The sequence below is a fragment of the Fibrella forsythiae genome, from assembly GCF_017353175.1.
GTDB lineage: Bacteria > Bacteroidota > Bacteroidia > Cytophagales > Spirosomataceae > Fibrella > Fibrella forsythiae.
In genome coordinates this window covers 947,609-961,278 of record NZ_JAFMYW010000002.1, presented here as the reverse complement: position 1 = coordinate 961,278, position 13,670 = coordinate 947,609, and the positions used below count along the sequence as shown (strand labels likewise).

Here is a 13,670-nt window from a genome sequence, read left to right as displayed (position 1 = left end):
CATTAATTTACCCGCTTTGGTAGCGCCTATATCATGCCCCGCGCTTTCAGTTCCAGGTATTTATTGACTGTGTTAGCCGTTAGATCGCGGGGAGCAGTCAGGATACTCTGAATACCGTATTGCCCCAACTCCTTCACAATCAACTGTTTTTCGTACGAAAATTTTTCAGCAATTGTTTTCAGGTAGATCTCTTCAGTGTCGTGGGCAGGTGCATTCAGCAACGAGCGAAGTTCCGTATTATCGAAGAAAATGACCAGCAGCAGGTGATTTTTTGCCAACCGACGCAGGTATGGCAATTGCCGACGCATGCCGCTCACGGTTTCGAAATTGGTAAACAGCAGTAACAGTCCCCGCTGACGTACCTGCATGCGAACGGTAGCATAAAGCGCTTCGAAATCGGTTTCCAGGTAGCGAGTTTTCTGCCGGTACAATACTTCCAGAATCTTCAGCATATGTCCCGGCCGCCGTTCGGCCACTACAATCTGGCCAATCCGGTCAGAAAACGTGATAAGGCCCGCCCGGTCCTGCTTCAACAGCGCAATATTGCTCAACACCAGCGATGCATTGATGGCGTAGTCGAGTAGGGTTAAGCCCTCGAAAGGCGAGCGCATCACCCTTCCTTTGTCGATCAGGCAATACACTGCCTGAGAACGTTCGTCGGTATAAGCATTCACCACCAGATTCGACTGGTTCGTGTCTGACCGGCGGGCGGTCGCTTTCCAGTTGATCGTGCGCAGGTCATCACCCTGCGTGTAGGGACGTACCTGCTCAAATTCCATGCTGTGCCCAATGCGCCGAATGCGCTTGATACCAACCTCAGTAAGCCTATTACTGGCTGCCAACAGTTCATACTGCCGCATTTGCAGGTAGGATGGGTACACCGGCACCAATCGCCCCTGTTCGAATTGAAATCGCCGTTTCAACAATTTCATGGGCGTCATCACGAATACATTGATTGACCCGAAGCTGTATTCGCCCCGGCGTGTTGGCCGCAGTTCGTACCGGATCACCTTCGTTTCGTTGGGCCTGACATCGGCCGTAAACAGTACATCGCGACGCTGAAACTGAAACGGTATTTCATCCACAATCTCAACAGGTGTATTAAACGCATACCGGCTCTCCAGATAAAGCGTGATCGGGTTCTCGTCGCCGTTGGAAAGGCGGTCGGGCATGTCGCGGCGGGCAAAGAAGATCGGCTGTCCACCCGCAGCGCTGTCGCGGTAGAGCAACACCAGTTCGATCAACAGCAACAATACGAAAACGCCGAACGCTATCTGGAACACGGGAAATAACACCGGTACGGCATAGGCCACCACGAAAGCAACCACAAAGCCAGCCAGCACGAACCAGATGCGCAGGGAAATAAACAGGGAACGAATCAATTTCATAGATAGGTGGGTGTATGACAGCCTTACCGGGCCAGACTCGCTAGTGCCTGATTGACTTGTTGTTCATAAACAGCATCCTGAACTTCATAATACTGGTCTTGCTCAATATTTGAATTACTGAGCCAAAGTAACGCATCGCTATAGGCCATACGGGCTTCATCGGCACGGTTGAGTAGCTGTAACGCACGGCCCCGCCAGTAATTTACCAACGCGCTACTGGGGTTGTTAGGCAAGGCTTTATCGAAGTCGCTGAGTGCGTCGGCAACCCGACCAACGGCCAATCTTGAACAGCCGCGCGCTACATAATAGCGGTAGTTGACCCAGCCCGGCCCATGTTTGTCTTCAACCAGCGCAATGGCCTTGTCGTAGCCCGGCAAGGCCATTGCGTGGCGACCCATATATCGGTAGATCTGCGAGCGCAGGAAACTAACAGCATGGTCACCTTCGCGGTCATCAACGTCGGGAGTCAGGGCATCGTAGGCATCGTAATGGGCCAAAGCACGCGGGTAATCGCGCAGGGTGTTCAGATAAACCCAGCCAACGTAGCCATGATGCTTCGGTTTCAGGCGGCAGGCTTTTTCCAGCAGGGGCACCGCTTTATCGAGTGCTTTCTGGTCCAGAAAATACAACCCTTTCCAGAAGGTATGGTCAGCCACTTCGTAGCCCGCCCGAATGGCACTATCGAGCCTGGCCAGATAATACACATGCCCCCACGGTTGCCGATACGTACCTGAGGTCATCAGGCTTCGGGTCAATTGCTGCATCAGGGCGGCCTCATGCTGCGCCTGAGCCGAAGTCATCAGCAGCATATACACCAGCACACAGCGCAGAACGTTCTTCAGCATAACCGATTACTTACTACCGTTAATGAGTTGTTTGTCATAGAAAAACGTCGGTTATCTGTCCATCCACTAACCGAATAGTAATCGTAGCCTGGTAATCGAGCGGGCGTTCGATCGCCCGTATGCGTCCCGGTCGCCAGCCAGTGGCAAAATGAGTACGAAGAATGGTCAGTAACTGGTTGGTAATCTGAGGATCGAAGTGGTTACGCTGATAATCGGGTCCGTAGGTAGTAGCCGTAAACTGCCCGGCTTTTCCTTCGCAATTCACCAGGCAACGTACCTGAACGATTCCGGTTTGCCTAGGTACGTTATTCGCCTTGAAGTCGGCCATCAACTGCTGCCGAACAGCATAGAGCCGACCGGGTGGCCCCTTCTTTTCCAGCAATCCGGCTTGTTCGTAAGGTATGTAAAAACAACTACTGCAAAGCTGAAACCCAATTGCTTCACAATTTTTCCCGGCAGGTAACAGACCACCGGCCGTCAGGCTATAAGGCGAAGAATCAGCAGCAGTCAACTTACTCACAGTCAATTTTTTATCAGTAAAGGCAAGCACCTGAATGGGTACGTCATAACTCCGCGAACAGTCGCCCCGATTGCCTTTGACAACGACAAACACGCTGCCATTACACTCGGTAACAGTCCAGCAGCGAATGGCCCGATCGCCGGTGAGTTGGTCTTCAACACACAACTGACCACCCTCATGGAAGTGGTAGCGAACCTGGCTTTGCTGCCATATCCGGTTAGCCAATACAGACCGGACGGTTGTTTCACCACCCGAAAAGGCCGTTGGCTGAACCCGCCGAAACACCATCGGGGTGGCTCCCTGAACCTTCAGGTCGGTAGCCGTAATTTGTACCTGGCCCGGCAGAAATACAGCTGTATCAAGCCGAAGCCGATTATCCGTCATTCCCCAGGTCGACCGTGGGGCGGTGGCGGCTTTATCAATCAAACTCAGGGTATAGGTGCTATCGGAACGTACCTGAAGAAAGAGCGGCAACGGGCAAACAAATCCCGAATCAATCTGCTGCTCCACACCTATCCATGCCCCCACGAGCGATTGGCCGCTGACCGAATTGGCAAGCAGTAGTCCATTCAATAAGCTAATGATCAGAATAATACAGCCTTTCTGCTCCCTCCGCCAGGGCGCGAAAGGCCCGCTATTCGATCTGTAGGCTACATTGTTCATGCACAGCTACCAGAGGCTACTCAACGGGGCACCTCAATTTTCTGAATAAGCTGGGTAATGACATCGTCGGCGGTGGCACCCTCCATTTCGCGTTCGGGCGTGAGCAGAATCCGGTGCCGTAGTACGGGGATAGCCAGTTCCTGCACGTCTTCAGGCGTGATAAAATCACGGCCGCGCAAGGTAGCCAGGGCTTTCGCACTGTTCAATAGCGCCACTGCTGCCCGGGGCGAAGCACCCAGATACAGCGATTTGTTAGCCCGCGTGCTCCTGACGATCTGCGCGATGTAGTCGAACAGGTTATCCTCTACATACACCTGATTGACCTTGTCCCGCATCATATTCAGCTGATCGGCGGTTAGTACGGCGCCAATAGCGGCCATGGCATCGGTCAGGTTTCGACGCTGGTGATGGCCGCGCAGGATGTCTACCTCTTCGGCCTGCTCGGGGTAACCAACCACAATTTTGAACAGGAACCGGTCTAATTGAGCTTCGGGCAGGCGGTACGTACCTTCCTGCTCAATGGGGTTCTGCGTAGCCAGCACCATAAACGGCGGCGGCAGTAGGTACGTGGTACCGTCGTTGGTAATCTGCCGTTCTTCCATAGCCTCAAACAGGGCCGCCTGCGTTTTAGCCGGTGCCCGGTTGATCTCGTCGATCAGCACGATGTTGGCAAAAATAGGGCCCTGTTTAAATGAGAATTCAGCCGTTTTGGGGCTAAAGACCGACGTACCCAGCACGTCGGCGGGCATCAGATCGGGCGTGAACTGGATTCGGCTAAATTGAACTGAAATGGTTTTCGCCAGCAATTTCGCCGTGAGTGTCTTAGCCACGCCCGGCACACCCTCGATCAGTACGTGACCATCGGCCAGGAGCGCAGCCAGGAGCAGATCGATCGTCTGGTGCTGACCAACAATTACTTTACCAACTTCGGTGCGGATAGCGTCGATGGCCAGGCTAAGCCCCTGAAGATCAACGCGGGTATTAAATGGTTGTTCCATGTATGGATTGTTACTCGGTTAAGGTCATTAGTTGTATGGCTGCTGGTAGGATCAAACCTTACTGGCGGCGGCAGCGTTGAAGTTTTCGATGGTGGCGTTGATCGTTAGTAAATCAAATTCAGAGAGCGAAACGGCCCGGTTTGCCTGCGCCAGCATACGCACCAGATTCTGCGTTTCTTCGAGTGGCACACCACTTTTACGGGCCAGCGTTTCGGTAAATTCCGAATTGAGCACCTGCGTATTCAGGAAATAACGCTCGCGCAGATCGGCCAGGAAGTACTGGATTTTTTTGCGGGCAACGTTATCGTGGTCGTTCTGTTGAAAATACATGCGTCCCACCGTCTTCACGAACTCCAGCGACGTATTCTGGGGCAGCTGCATTACCGGAATAATGCGCTGGGTACGTTTCCCGGCAAAGAGCGCGTAAATGATCAGGCCAAACAAGCCGATATAATACGCCCAACTGAGGGCTGGTTGCTTGTAAATGTAACGCAGGAGCGATTGCTCATCTTCATCGAACCGGCCCTGCTTCTGAAACTCGTCCCAGTAAGTTGGCTGGGCAGGCAGATATGAGAGTGCTTTGGTCATGTAATCAGACGAAGCGGGAGCAAGCAAGTAATAATTGGTCAGGGCAAGGGGTAGATTATGGATGTAGAAAACGCCTTTGCCGTGCGGGATTCGCAGAAATACGGCCTCCTTCCGGGCGTTTCGGGCCAGCACGGTAATGGCGGTATTGGGCTTCTTCACCACCAGGAAATTACGGCCATCATCGTGCCGGAAATTATAACCGCCTTTCCGGGCCAGTGCAGGCCCGACAAAATTGGAACGCAGTGTCGTATCTGCCTTGAGCGGGTTCTTTACTTCGGCTTTGAAACCAAGTGCCCGACTCAATGTATCGGAAAAACTATAGGCCGACAAAAAGGCCGTGTTACCCCGAGCAACGTACCTGAGCAACTCACGTGTATCATACTCCCCGGCAGCGAATGTCTCACAAACGGCAATGTAGTTGCTACGCGGCGGCAGTTTCGTTTCCGTCAACAGGTTGTAGGCAGGCAGGCGCGTGGTCTCTACAGCAGGCTGACGCATCAGGCTGGGCAGCAATTCAAACATGGCCTGGGTACCAAACGGAATTTTGTCGTTGTTCTGGTACGTAGGCCGCCAGTCGATCGGCTTGGGTTTGTAGTACTCAAACGCCACAAACGCAACCAGCGTAGCCAGCAGAAATAGTATGTACTTGTTTGGACGCATGCAGGAAAAGTGAAAGAAATCGTAAGTCAGAAGGTCGTAAGCCGCTCTGCCTGGCGTATCAGGTAAGTTTTGCGATTTCCTGATTTACGACTTCTCCAACTCATTAAACTGTTTAAACTGTTGATAGATAAGACCAAATCGGACTTCGTCGACCGGAAAATCGCCGTACCAGGCGTATTCAAACTGGGTCGTTAATTGCTCAAACCCGAGCCGTTTTGGGTTGCCCGTCAGTTCGTAAGCATATTGCCGGTTGGTTTTGTCGGGTTGCCAGCGGATAAGGCCGCTATCAGTCAGCCCTTTCAGCGTTTGCAGGTACAGCAGGCGCACCGCCAGCCGGTAGTTCCGGGCGTCAACGGCTTCATTGATTCGATCACTGAAATTGATCTGGTGGATGTTTTCGTCCAGCGTTTCGTAGCCCAATCCTGTATTTTTTGCCCGTTTGGGAAAGAGGTTCGCGAGCACTTCGGCCTTATAGAGTAGCCAGACAACCAGTGCCGCCACAGCCACAATCAGCACATATTGTCCAACGTTCCGGTATGCTTTTGTTCGTAATAGCTCACCAACTTTATACCAGAACCAGGCCCAGAACTGATCCCACAGGCTGGCCGTTGGGGGAACATCAGTGCCATACCGGTAGGCTCTGTCGCCCTGTATATCGCGTAGCTTTTCCGCGTCGACAGCCCGAACGGTTATGGGCGTTCTGTCGTTGATCGCCGCATAAACGACCGTATCGCGGCTAGCAGCCACCGAATCTGCCGTTGCTTCATGAGCATCGTCTTCGGGGCTTTTCACCACGTCGTTACCGCTCCCCGGGGCAACGCCCGTCGAATCCTGAGCCCATACCGGCGCTACCAGACAAGCGGTCAGCAGGAAACATAAAAACAGCCGTTTCAACAGCATAGGTACGTGATCAACTAAAGCCGCCGTTTTCTACAATCCGTCTGACTTTACGCTATTTGAGATTCAATACTCGCCTTCTTCTTCACGCGTTTGCCGGAACGTACCTGATGCAGACATGCCTGCCCCCTCGCCAATCGAATCAATCTGACCAAGTAGCCCGGTGCTTTCTTTCATCTCAATTAAATTGAAGTACTGAAACGCTATAGCCACCGCCAATAACGACAGTAGTATAGAATACCCCACCGTTGATATAGCCGAAAGTACGGTCATCAGAAAACTGATATTCTTCATGAAACCCGCCCCAAACAGGAAGCCAATCACAGATGCCGGTAAGGCGAACACCATACCGATGATCCAGATGATGATGAACATGATGACAGAAAGGCCAAACGTTGACCACCACTTGTCAGTAATGAGTTTAAAACTCCGACTGATGGAGCTCCCCACGTCGCGGCGCTCAAACACCAGAATTGCAGGTGCCAGCGATAAAACGATCCAGAGGTAAATGCCTGGAATAAACAGGATGACGAAGCCAAAGCCCATCATGATTGTTGTCACGATGGATAACAGTACACTGGAGCCTATATACTGCTGCGTTTCGGCCCACACGGCACTAACGCCAACAGATTTATTATTGGCCTGTTCACGATAGAGACGAATGTAGGAATAGGTGACTACGCTTGTCAGCAAGTAGGCTAAAAACTGAAGCACCATCCCCAACAAACGTGGCCCCGAGAAGAGGCTGCCATAAAATGACAGGAGCTTATCGGGCGTAGTTACCGAGGTGGCGCTACCTAATAATTCGACTTGTCCGTAACCGGAAATAATACCACCAATTAGGGCTACCGGCCCCACAATGTAGAGGAGCGATAACCCTAAACCGCGAATTTGCTCAGTCACAAACGTGAACGTAGCGTTGATTTTTTCGCCGAAATCACGGCGCTGTTCGAACTGGATCATGGAGAGGAGAAGTAACGGTTATGCAATATGCTGAGAACGATGCAAATGAATTGGGTAAAGGATAAAATACCAGATGATAAAAGCCGCCGACGTGCCGATAATAAGCAGGCTAACCACGGGTGGCAGGGTCATTCGGGTGACGAAGCTTTCCAGAAAGCCGGCCATAACAAAAATGGGAACCAGCCCCACCGCAATCTTGAGCCCCTGCTTTGCTCCCCGTTTGAATGATTCCATCCGCGGCAACGTACCTGGAAAGAGCAGGCTATTTCCCATAGTAAGCCCGGCCGCACCCGCAATGACAATTGCCGATATCTCGAGTGTACCGTGAATCCATATTTTCAGTAACGACTGGGTCAGCAGGCCGCGTTCGTAGAAAAAGGCCTGAAAGGCGCCCAGCATCACCCCGTTATAGAACAGCATCACCAACGTACCTACCGATGCAAACACCCCCGCCACAAAAGCCCGTAGCGATACACCAATGTTGTTGAGCGTAATCTGGAAAAACATCGACGCCTGATCGCTCCCGCCATACACACCCAGCGGATTCCCTTTTTTGATGTTCTCCAGTGTCATGTTCACGTACCCATCGCCCAGAATCAGCCGCACGAAGGTGGGGTCATTCACCGCCGAGAGCCAGCCAATGAAGCAGGCGATAAAGAAAAACCCAGCCGATACGGCCAGCGTCTTCTGCGAATGATAAAATAACGAGGGGAGTTCATACATCCAGAAAGCAACAAAACGGCCACGCTCTTCCCGTTTGTTCTGCATGAGCCCCCGATGCATCTGCGCCGCCAGCCCATTCAGATACCGGGTTACATTCGATTCCGGGTAGAACGTACGCGCGTAGGAAAGGTCGTCGGTCAGTTCAACATAACGGGCCGTAAGCTCGTCGGGGTCTCTTGTTGGGTTTCGCTCCATATCGGTCCACTTCTCCGTGTTCCGTTTTACAAAAGCTGCTTCACGCATACAAAACTGGGGGCAGATGAAAGTGTCGACTTAGCCTGATCGGCCTGGGAAAGTTACTTAACTATCGGCAATGTTCGTGATAACACCAGTTGAATAATCGCAAAAAAGGACGAGTCAAAAACAGCCTCAACCGGTATCTTTGATGCCGGTTAGACAGATGTCTATGCCCTGTAAAGCCTAACGTACACCGTCTATCAATGGCTGTCTCAATTCAGACTACCCAGAACGTTCTGCTCGAATATGAACCAGCCAGCATTGGCGACCGCATTCTGGCTACCCTGCTCGATTACGTCGTTTTTGCCGCCTGGGGATTGCTTACAATTGCCCTCCCGGCTAGCGCGGGCTGGTTCAGAGGCGAGCGGTCAGTTGTTTACGTGATGGTACTGGTCATCCTGCCTATATTCCTGTACGATTTCTTCTGTGAGTGGCTACTGAACGGTCAGAGTATCGGTAAGATTGCCTTAAAAATAAGGGTAGTCATGCTAGACGGCTCCCAGCCCAGTGTTGGCGCCTACCTGATGCGGTGGCTGCTACGGCTGGTTGACACCCGAATCTTCAGTGGCATTGTTGCTATTGTGTGTGTGGCAGCAACAGGTAAAGGGCAGCGGCTGGGCGATCTGGCCGCCGGTACTACCGTCATCCGGCTACAGCCTAAAGTTCAGCTCGACGATGTCGTCTACAGTTCATTACCCCCAACCTATCAGGTTCAATTTGATGCCGTTCGGCAACTATCAGATCAGGATATTCAGATCATCCGTGAAGTACTCCGCCGGGGGTCAGCGGATGCGCTCGAACGCACGTCTGCCAAGATTAAGGCCGTTCTCAATGTGACAACCACACTGGGCTCGTACGAATTTTTACATACGATCATTAACGACTATCAATTCCTGTCGATGCAGGAATAAACGAGTCATTTCTATATGCTCTCATCCATAAAATCGTTGTCCGAGCGTTTTGCTCCCGATGCAGTCAAGGTTCGTCGCCATCTGCATGCGCACCCAGAACTTTCTTTTCACGAACAGGAAACGGCCCGTTTTGTCGCCAGCGAACTAACGGCCCTGGGCCTTACGCCGCAGGAAGGCGTAGCAGGAACGGGTGTTGTAGCGCTAATCGAGGGCACTAAGCCAGGCAATGATAACCACGTTGTGGGATTGCGGGCCGACATGGACGCGCTCCCCATTCGGGAAGCAAACGATGTTCCGTACAAATCAACCGTCGATGGCGTTATGCATGCCTGCGGGCACGATGTGCATACAAGCAGCCTGCTCGCCACTGCCCGTATTCTGACCGAATTGCGGGATCAGTTTTCGGGCACCGTGAAACTGGTGTTTCAACCAGCCGAAGAGAAAGCACCGGGCGGGGCATCACTCATGATCCGGGAAGGGGTTCTGGATAACCCCCGACCCAACGGTATGATCGGCCAGCACGTTGCGCCCAACGTACCTGTGGGTAAAATCGGTTTCCGCGAAGGCATGTATATGGCCAGCACCGACGAAATCTATATGACCATCCGGGGGAAGGGAGGACACGCCGCCATGCCCGATAACCTGATCGACCCGGTGTTGATCGCCTCACATATCATTGTGGCCCTGCAACAGATCATCAGCCGCAACCGCCCACCTGCCAGCCCATCTGTCCTTTCCTTCGGTCGCTTCATTGCCGACGGCGTCACCAACGTCATTCCAAACCACGTCGACATCGAGGGAACATTCCGTTGCATGAATGAAGAATGGCGCGAGAAAGGCATTGCCCTGATGCAGAAAATGGCTGAAACAATGGCCGAAGCCATGGGCGGCACCTGTGAGTTTACCCGCGTGAAAGGTTACCCTTACCTGAAAAACCACCCGGAGCTAACCCGTCGGCTACGTACCCAGACCGAAGCCTATATGGGTCGCGAAAACGTAGTGGACCTGGATCTATGGATGGCCGGCGAAGATTTTGCGTTCTATTCACAGGTTGTCGACTCGTGCTTTTACCGCCTTGGCACCCGCAACGAAGCGCGCGGGATCATCAGTGGTGTGCACACGCCAACGTTCGACATTGACGAAGCGGCCCTGGCCATTGGCCCGGGCTTAATGGCCTGGTTAGCGGTCCAGGAACTACAGCAGAGTTGAGCGTATTAGGGCAGTCTGTTCATTAGTTCCTGCCAATGTTTTACCTGCACCGCCGTGTCGAAATGGTGGCTGCGAGCAACGGATACGTCCTGTTTATAGTCGCCAGGATTATCCATAACAGTCATCATTGCCCTGGCAAAATGAGCAGGCGAAGTATAGTCGACAAGCTCTCCCATTCCCGGAAGCATGAATTCGCTTGCCCCATATTCACCCGACGCAACGATTGGCTTACCTAAGCTAGCTGCATCAATCAGCACATTACCAAATGGTTCCTCGCGTGAGGTTAATACAAATCCATTGGCCAGCTGAAGGTAGGCATGGTAATCATCAGTCTGTACGCCCAGAAAAGTGACGTTCTGCAGCCCCATCGTTTCTATCTGTTTCTGTATCAGAAAGTTCAACCCGGTATCAACGGTACCGCTGCCTAACCAGATTATATGACACGGCCGTTCTTGTAAGGCCTGGGCAATAGCAGGTATAAAATCAATGCCTTTACGGTAAATTGGCGTTCCTACCATTATCCAGACAAATACACTTTCAGGAAGCCTCAAAGATTGCCGGAGCTGAGCTATTCTGGTAGTCGAAACTGGATGCTTAACCGTGTTTGTGAAACAGTATTGAAGCGCCGTATCTCTGGCACCCATCTGAATGGCCAGTTTACAAATATGCTGAGTGATTCCTACCGTCAGTTCAGCAAACGACATGGCGTGTGCCATTTCCTGATAGGAAACAGACTCAAACATCGAGTTTAGTTCATTGATCTGTACAATAACGGGTATTCCGAGCCTTTCAGCCAAAGGCGTGAGGTGAAACATCAACACCGTATTGAGGTACCAGTAATCTGGCTTGAACTGCTGGTTTATACGGATAATATTCTGTTCGTATACATTATACCCTATCGCATTCAGCGATTTCAAGGCTACCCTACCGAATCGTCCTTTGTCAAACGGAGATCCGTGTACCACAACGTCAGTGGGGGTTTGCTCCTGTAAAGGGCCGCGTTGATCACAATAAACGGCTGCTTGAAAAAGATTACGATCAAAATGCTGCAGAATATTCCAAAGCAGTACACCTGACCCGTTGAGTAAGCTATACGGGGTGAAAAATAAAATACGCTTCATGGTATAACGCTTATAGAAAAACCTTTCCTATAAAGACAAAGTATACCATATGATACTACATTCCTTCTTTAACTAAACGGCACTGAGCAAAGCGTACAACAGGCTATTTCACGGTTACATCAAGTACTTCAGCCAGCATAGTACTCAGTGAAGTCAGTGAGGTTGGCTTAGTCAGAAACCGATCGGCTCCATTGGCGATACAAAAATCGTTGTCTTCCTGCGCCGACGACGTTGACAGAATAACAACGGGAATATCCTGACCAATAGGCGACTGTTTAAGCTGGGTCAGCACATCACGGCCTGGCAATTTAGGCAGGTTCAGATCCAGCACCAGCAGATCAGGGTGTTCGGCGGTATCACTCAGGTAAGGCATCACCTGATCACCATCCGTTAACGTGGTCAATTGAGTGGCAATCGATTGTTTCTTCAGCGCCAATTCGAAAAACGTGATGTCATCTTCGTCATCTTCGACCAGCAAAATCCGGACCGGTTGGGGCATAACTATCTTCTAGCAAATGGGTAGCAAATTTACGAAACAACTTGGTACATTTTCCTTATTAGTGTAAACTACAGGCGATATAACGGTTGAAATTGATCTGGCATGATTAGGTTCGTCACGCGTAGGCCAGCGTGCCTTTCATCTGTTAGTTTCTTCATGGTTAGTTTTGGCCTGTATGCCTCCTAACCTGGTTATGTAGAGCCAGCAGAGCAGGGCACCAGTCGTTGTCTGGTTCGTTTTTCTAGCTGAGCAGGTAGGAGCAGGAAAGCGGTAGAAACCATTCTGGCTAGCTTTGGTATAAAAAGTAGATAAAATGGCTGTATTCTGGGGTGTCGTGTTGCATGCTGTTGGCGGATTCGCGTCGGGCAGTTTTTATTTACCGTACAGAAATGTGAAAGGCTGGGCCTGGGAAAGTTACTGGCTCGTTGGCGGACTTTTCTCGTGGTTGTTAGCCCCATTTCTGCTCGGCTCATTGACTGTACCTGATCTCTTTGAGGTTCTTAAGCAGGCTCCCACCGAAACATTAATCTGGACATACGTCTGGGGGGTGTTGTGGGGGTTCGGAGGCCTGACCTTCGGCTTGGCAATGCGTTACCTGGGCCTGTCGCTCGGTATGGCCGTTACGCTGGGCCTTTGCGCTGTCTTTGGCACGCTGGTGCCGCCTATCTACTTAGGAACGATCGGCCAGCTATTCAGCACTACATCAGGCAGATTTGTTATGCTGGGGGTTGGTGTCTGCGTGTTGGGCATCGGTATTTGTGGCCTGGCAGGCATGATGAAGGAGAAACACCTCACCGAAGAGGAAAAAAAGGCAGTAATCACCGAGTTCGATATTCGCAAAGGACTGCTCGTTGCCGTGTTCTCAGGAGTTTTAAGCGCCTGCTTCTCGTTTGGTCTCACTGCCGGTCAGCCTATTTCAGACCTGGCTGTTAAACACGGTGCCGACACGCTTTACATGAACAATGCAACGCTGGTTGTCATTCTGCTCGGGGGTCTCACAACCAACGCGATCTGGACAATCTACTTGAATATTCGTAACCGCACCTACACAGATTATACAAACCACTCAACGCCAATCTGGAGAAACGTCTTCTTCTGTGCGCTGGCTGGCTTTACGTGGTATTTTCAGTTCTTCTTCTACGGCATGGGCGATAGCCAGATGGGGGCGTATCGCTTCTCAGGCTGGACACTCCACATGGCGTTTATCATTGCTTTCAGCAGTTTCTGGGGTCTTTACTTGCACGAATGGAAGGGAGCCAACCGCCCTACCCTACGCACTATTTCACTGGGTATTGCCACGGTGGTGTTATCGACAGTTATCGTTGGTATTGGTAACTACCTGGCTGAATAGTCCTTTTCAGGCTTCGATCATGATCAATGCCTGCTTTATGAATGACAAACAGTAAACAAAAAATGCCCGACCTCTTACGAAGCCGGGCATTTTTTAT

At 51.5% G+C, this 13,670-nt stretch carries 13 protein-coding genes; 3 read left to right on the top strand and 10 right to left on the bottom strand.

Translation table 11 applies throughout. The features are described from left to right. Positions 1 to 26: 26 nt before the first annotated feature. The 8 genes from J2I46_RS09980 to J2I46_RS09945 form a co-directional block, all read right to left on the bottom strand. Positions 27 to 1,388, bottom strand: coding sequence for a DUF58 domain-containing protein (locus J2I46_RS09980; protein ID WP_207328853.1), 1,362 nt, complete (start codon positions 1,386 to 1,388; stop codon positions 27 to 29). A gap of 23 nt (positions 1,389 to 1,411) precedes the next feature. Next, the gene (locus J2I46_RS09975; protein WP_207328852.1) at positions 1,412 to 2,233 is read right to left on the bottom strand and encodes a tetratricopeptide repeat protein; all 822 of its coding nucleotides are present in this window, start codon (positions 2,231 to 2,233) and stop codon (positions 1,412 to 1,414) included. Between the two features lie 34 nt (positions 2,234 to 2,267). Then, the gene (locus J2I46_RS09970) at positions 2,268 to 3,416 is read right to left on the bottom strand and encodes a hypothetical protein (protein WP_207328851.1); all 1,149 of its coding nucleotides are present in this window, start codon (positions 3,414 to 3,416) and stop codon (positions 2,268 to 2,270) included. A gap of 20 nt (positions 3,417 to 3,436) precedes the next feature. Further along, on the bottom strand, positions 3,437 to 4,414 hold the full coding sequence (locus tag J2I46_RS09965; RefSeq protein WP_207328850.1) for an AAA family ATPase: 978 nt from the start codon (positions 4,412 to 4,414) through the stop codon (positions 3,437 to 3,439). A 51-nt stretch (positions 4,415 to 4,465) separates the two neighbouring features. After that, positions 4,466 to 5,662 carry a DUF4350 domain-containing protein gene (locus J2I46_RS09960; protein ID WP_207328849.1) on the bottom strand — a complete coding sequence of 399 codons (1,197 nt, stop codon included), beginning with the start codon at positions 5,660 to 5,662 and terminating at the stop codon, positions 4,466 to 4,468. An 84-nt stretch (positions 5,663 to 5,746) separates the two neighbouring features. Next, positions 5,747 to 6,562, bottom strand: a complete 816-nt coding sequence (locus J2I46_RS09955) for a DUF4129 domain-containing protein (RefSeq protein WP_207328848.1) — start codon at positions 6,560 to 6,562, stop codon at positions 5,747 to 5,749. 63 nt (positions 6,563 to 6,625) lie between these two features. Next, complete coding sequence (locus J2I46_RS09950; protein ID WP_207328847.1) at positions 6,626 to 7,522, bottom strand: YciC family protein; 897 nt, start codon at positions 7,520 to 7,522, stop codon at positions 6,626 to 6,628. Between the two features lie 18 nt (positions 7,523 to 7,540). Next, complete coding sequence (locus J2I46_RS09945; protein WP_207328846.1) at positions 7,541 to 8,488, bottom strand: stage II sporulation protein M; 948 nt, start codon at positions 8,486 to 8,488, stop codon at positions 7,541 to 7,543. Positions 8,489 to 8,685: 197 nt separating this feature from the next. Between J2I46_RS09945 and J2I46_RS09940 the strand changes: the two genes are divergently transcribed. Then, the gene (locus J2I46_RS09940; RefSeq protein WP_207328845.1) at positions 8,686 to 9,393 is read left to right on the top strand and encodes an RDD family protein; all 708 of its coding nucleotides are present in this window, start codon (positions 8,686 to 8,688) and stop codon (positions 9,391 to 9,393) included. A gap of 15 nt (positions 9,394 to 9,408) precedes the next feature. Continuing rightward, positions 9,409 to 10,602, top strand: coding sequence for a M20 metallopeptidase family protein (locus J2I46_RS09935; protein ID WP_207328844.1), 1,194 nt, complete (start codon positions 9,409 to 9,411; stop codon positions 10,600 to 10,602). Positions 10,603 to 10,607: 5 nt separating this feature from the next. Here the strand turns inward: J2I46_RS09935 and J2I46_RS09930 are convergent, their stop codons facing one another. Together J2I46_RS09930 and J2I46_RS09925 are read right to left on the bottom strand one after the other, a co-directional pair. Then, complete coding sequence (locus J2I46_RS09930) at positions 10,608 to 11,417, bottom strand: glycosyltransferase (protein ID WP_207328843.1); 810 nt, start codon at positions 11,415 to 11,417, stop codon at positions 10,608 to 10,610. 409 nt (positions 11,418 to 11,826) lie between these two features. Further along, positions 11,827 to 12,222, bottom strand: coding sequence for a response regulator (locus tag J2I46_RS09925; protein ID WP_207328842.1), 396 nt, complete (start codon positions 12,220 to 12,222; stop codon positions 11,827 to 11,829). A 313-nt stretch (positions 12,223 to 12,535) separates the two neighbouring features. On the opposite strand from J2I46_RS09925, the gene rhaT reads away from it, so the two are divergent. Further along, entirely contained in the window at positions 12,536 to 13,573 is a 1,038-nt protein-coding gene (gene rhaT / locus J2I46_RS09920; protein WP_207328841.1) for an L-rhamnose/proton symporter RhaT, read from the top strand. The last annotated feature ends 97 nt before the right edge of the window (positions 13,574 to 13,670 follow it).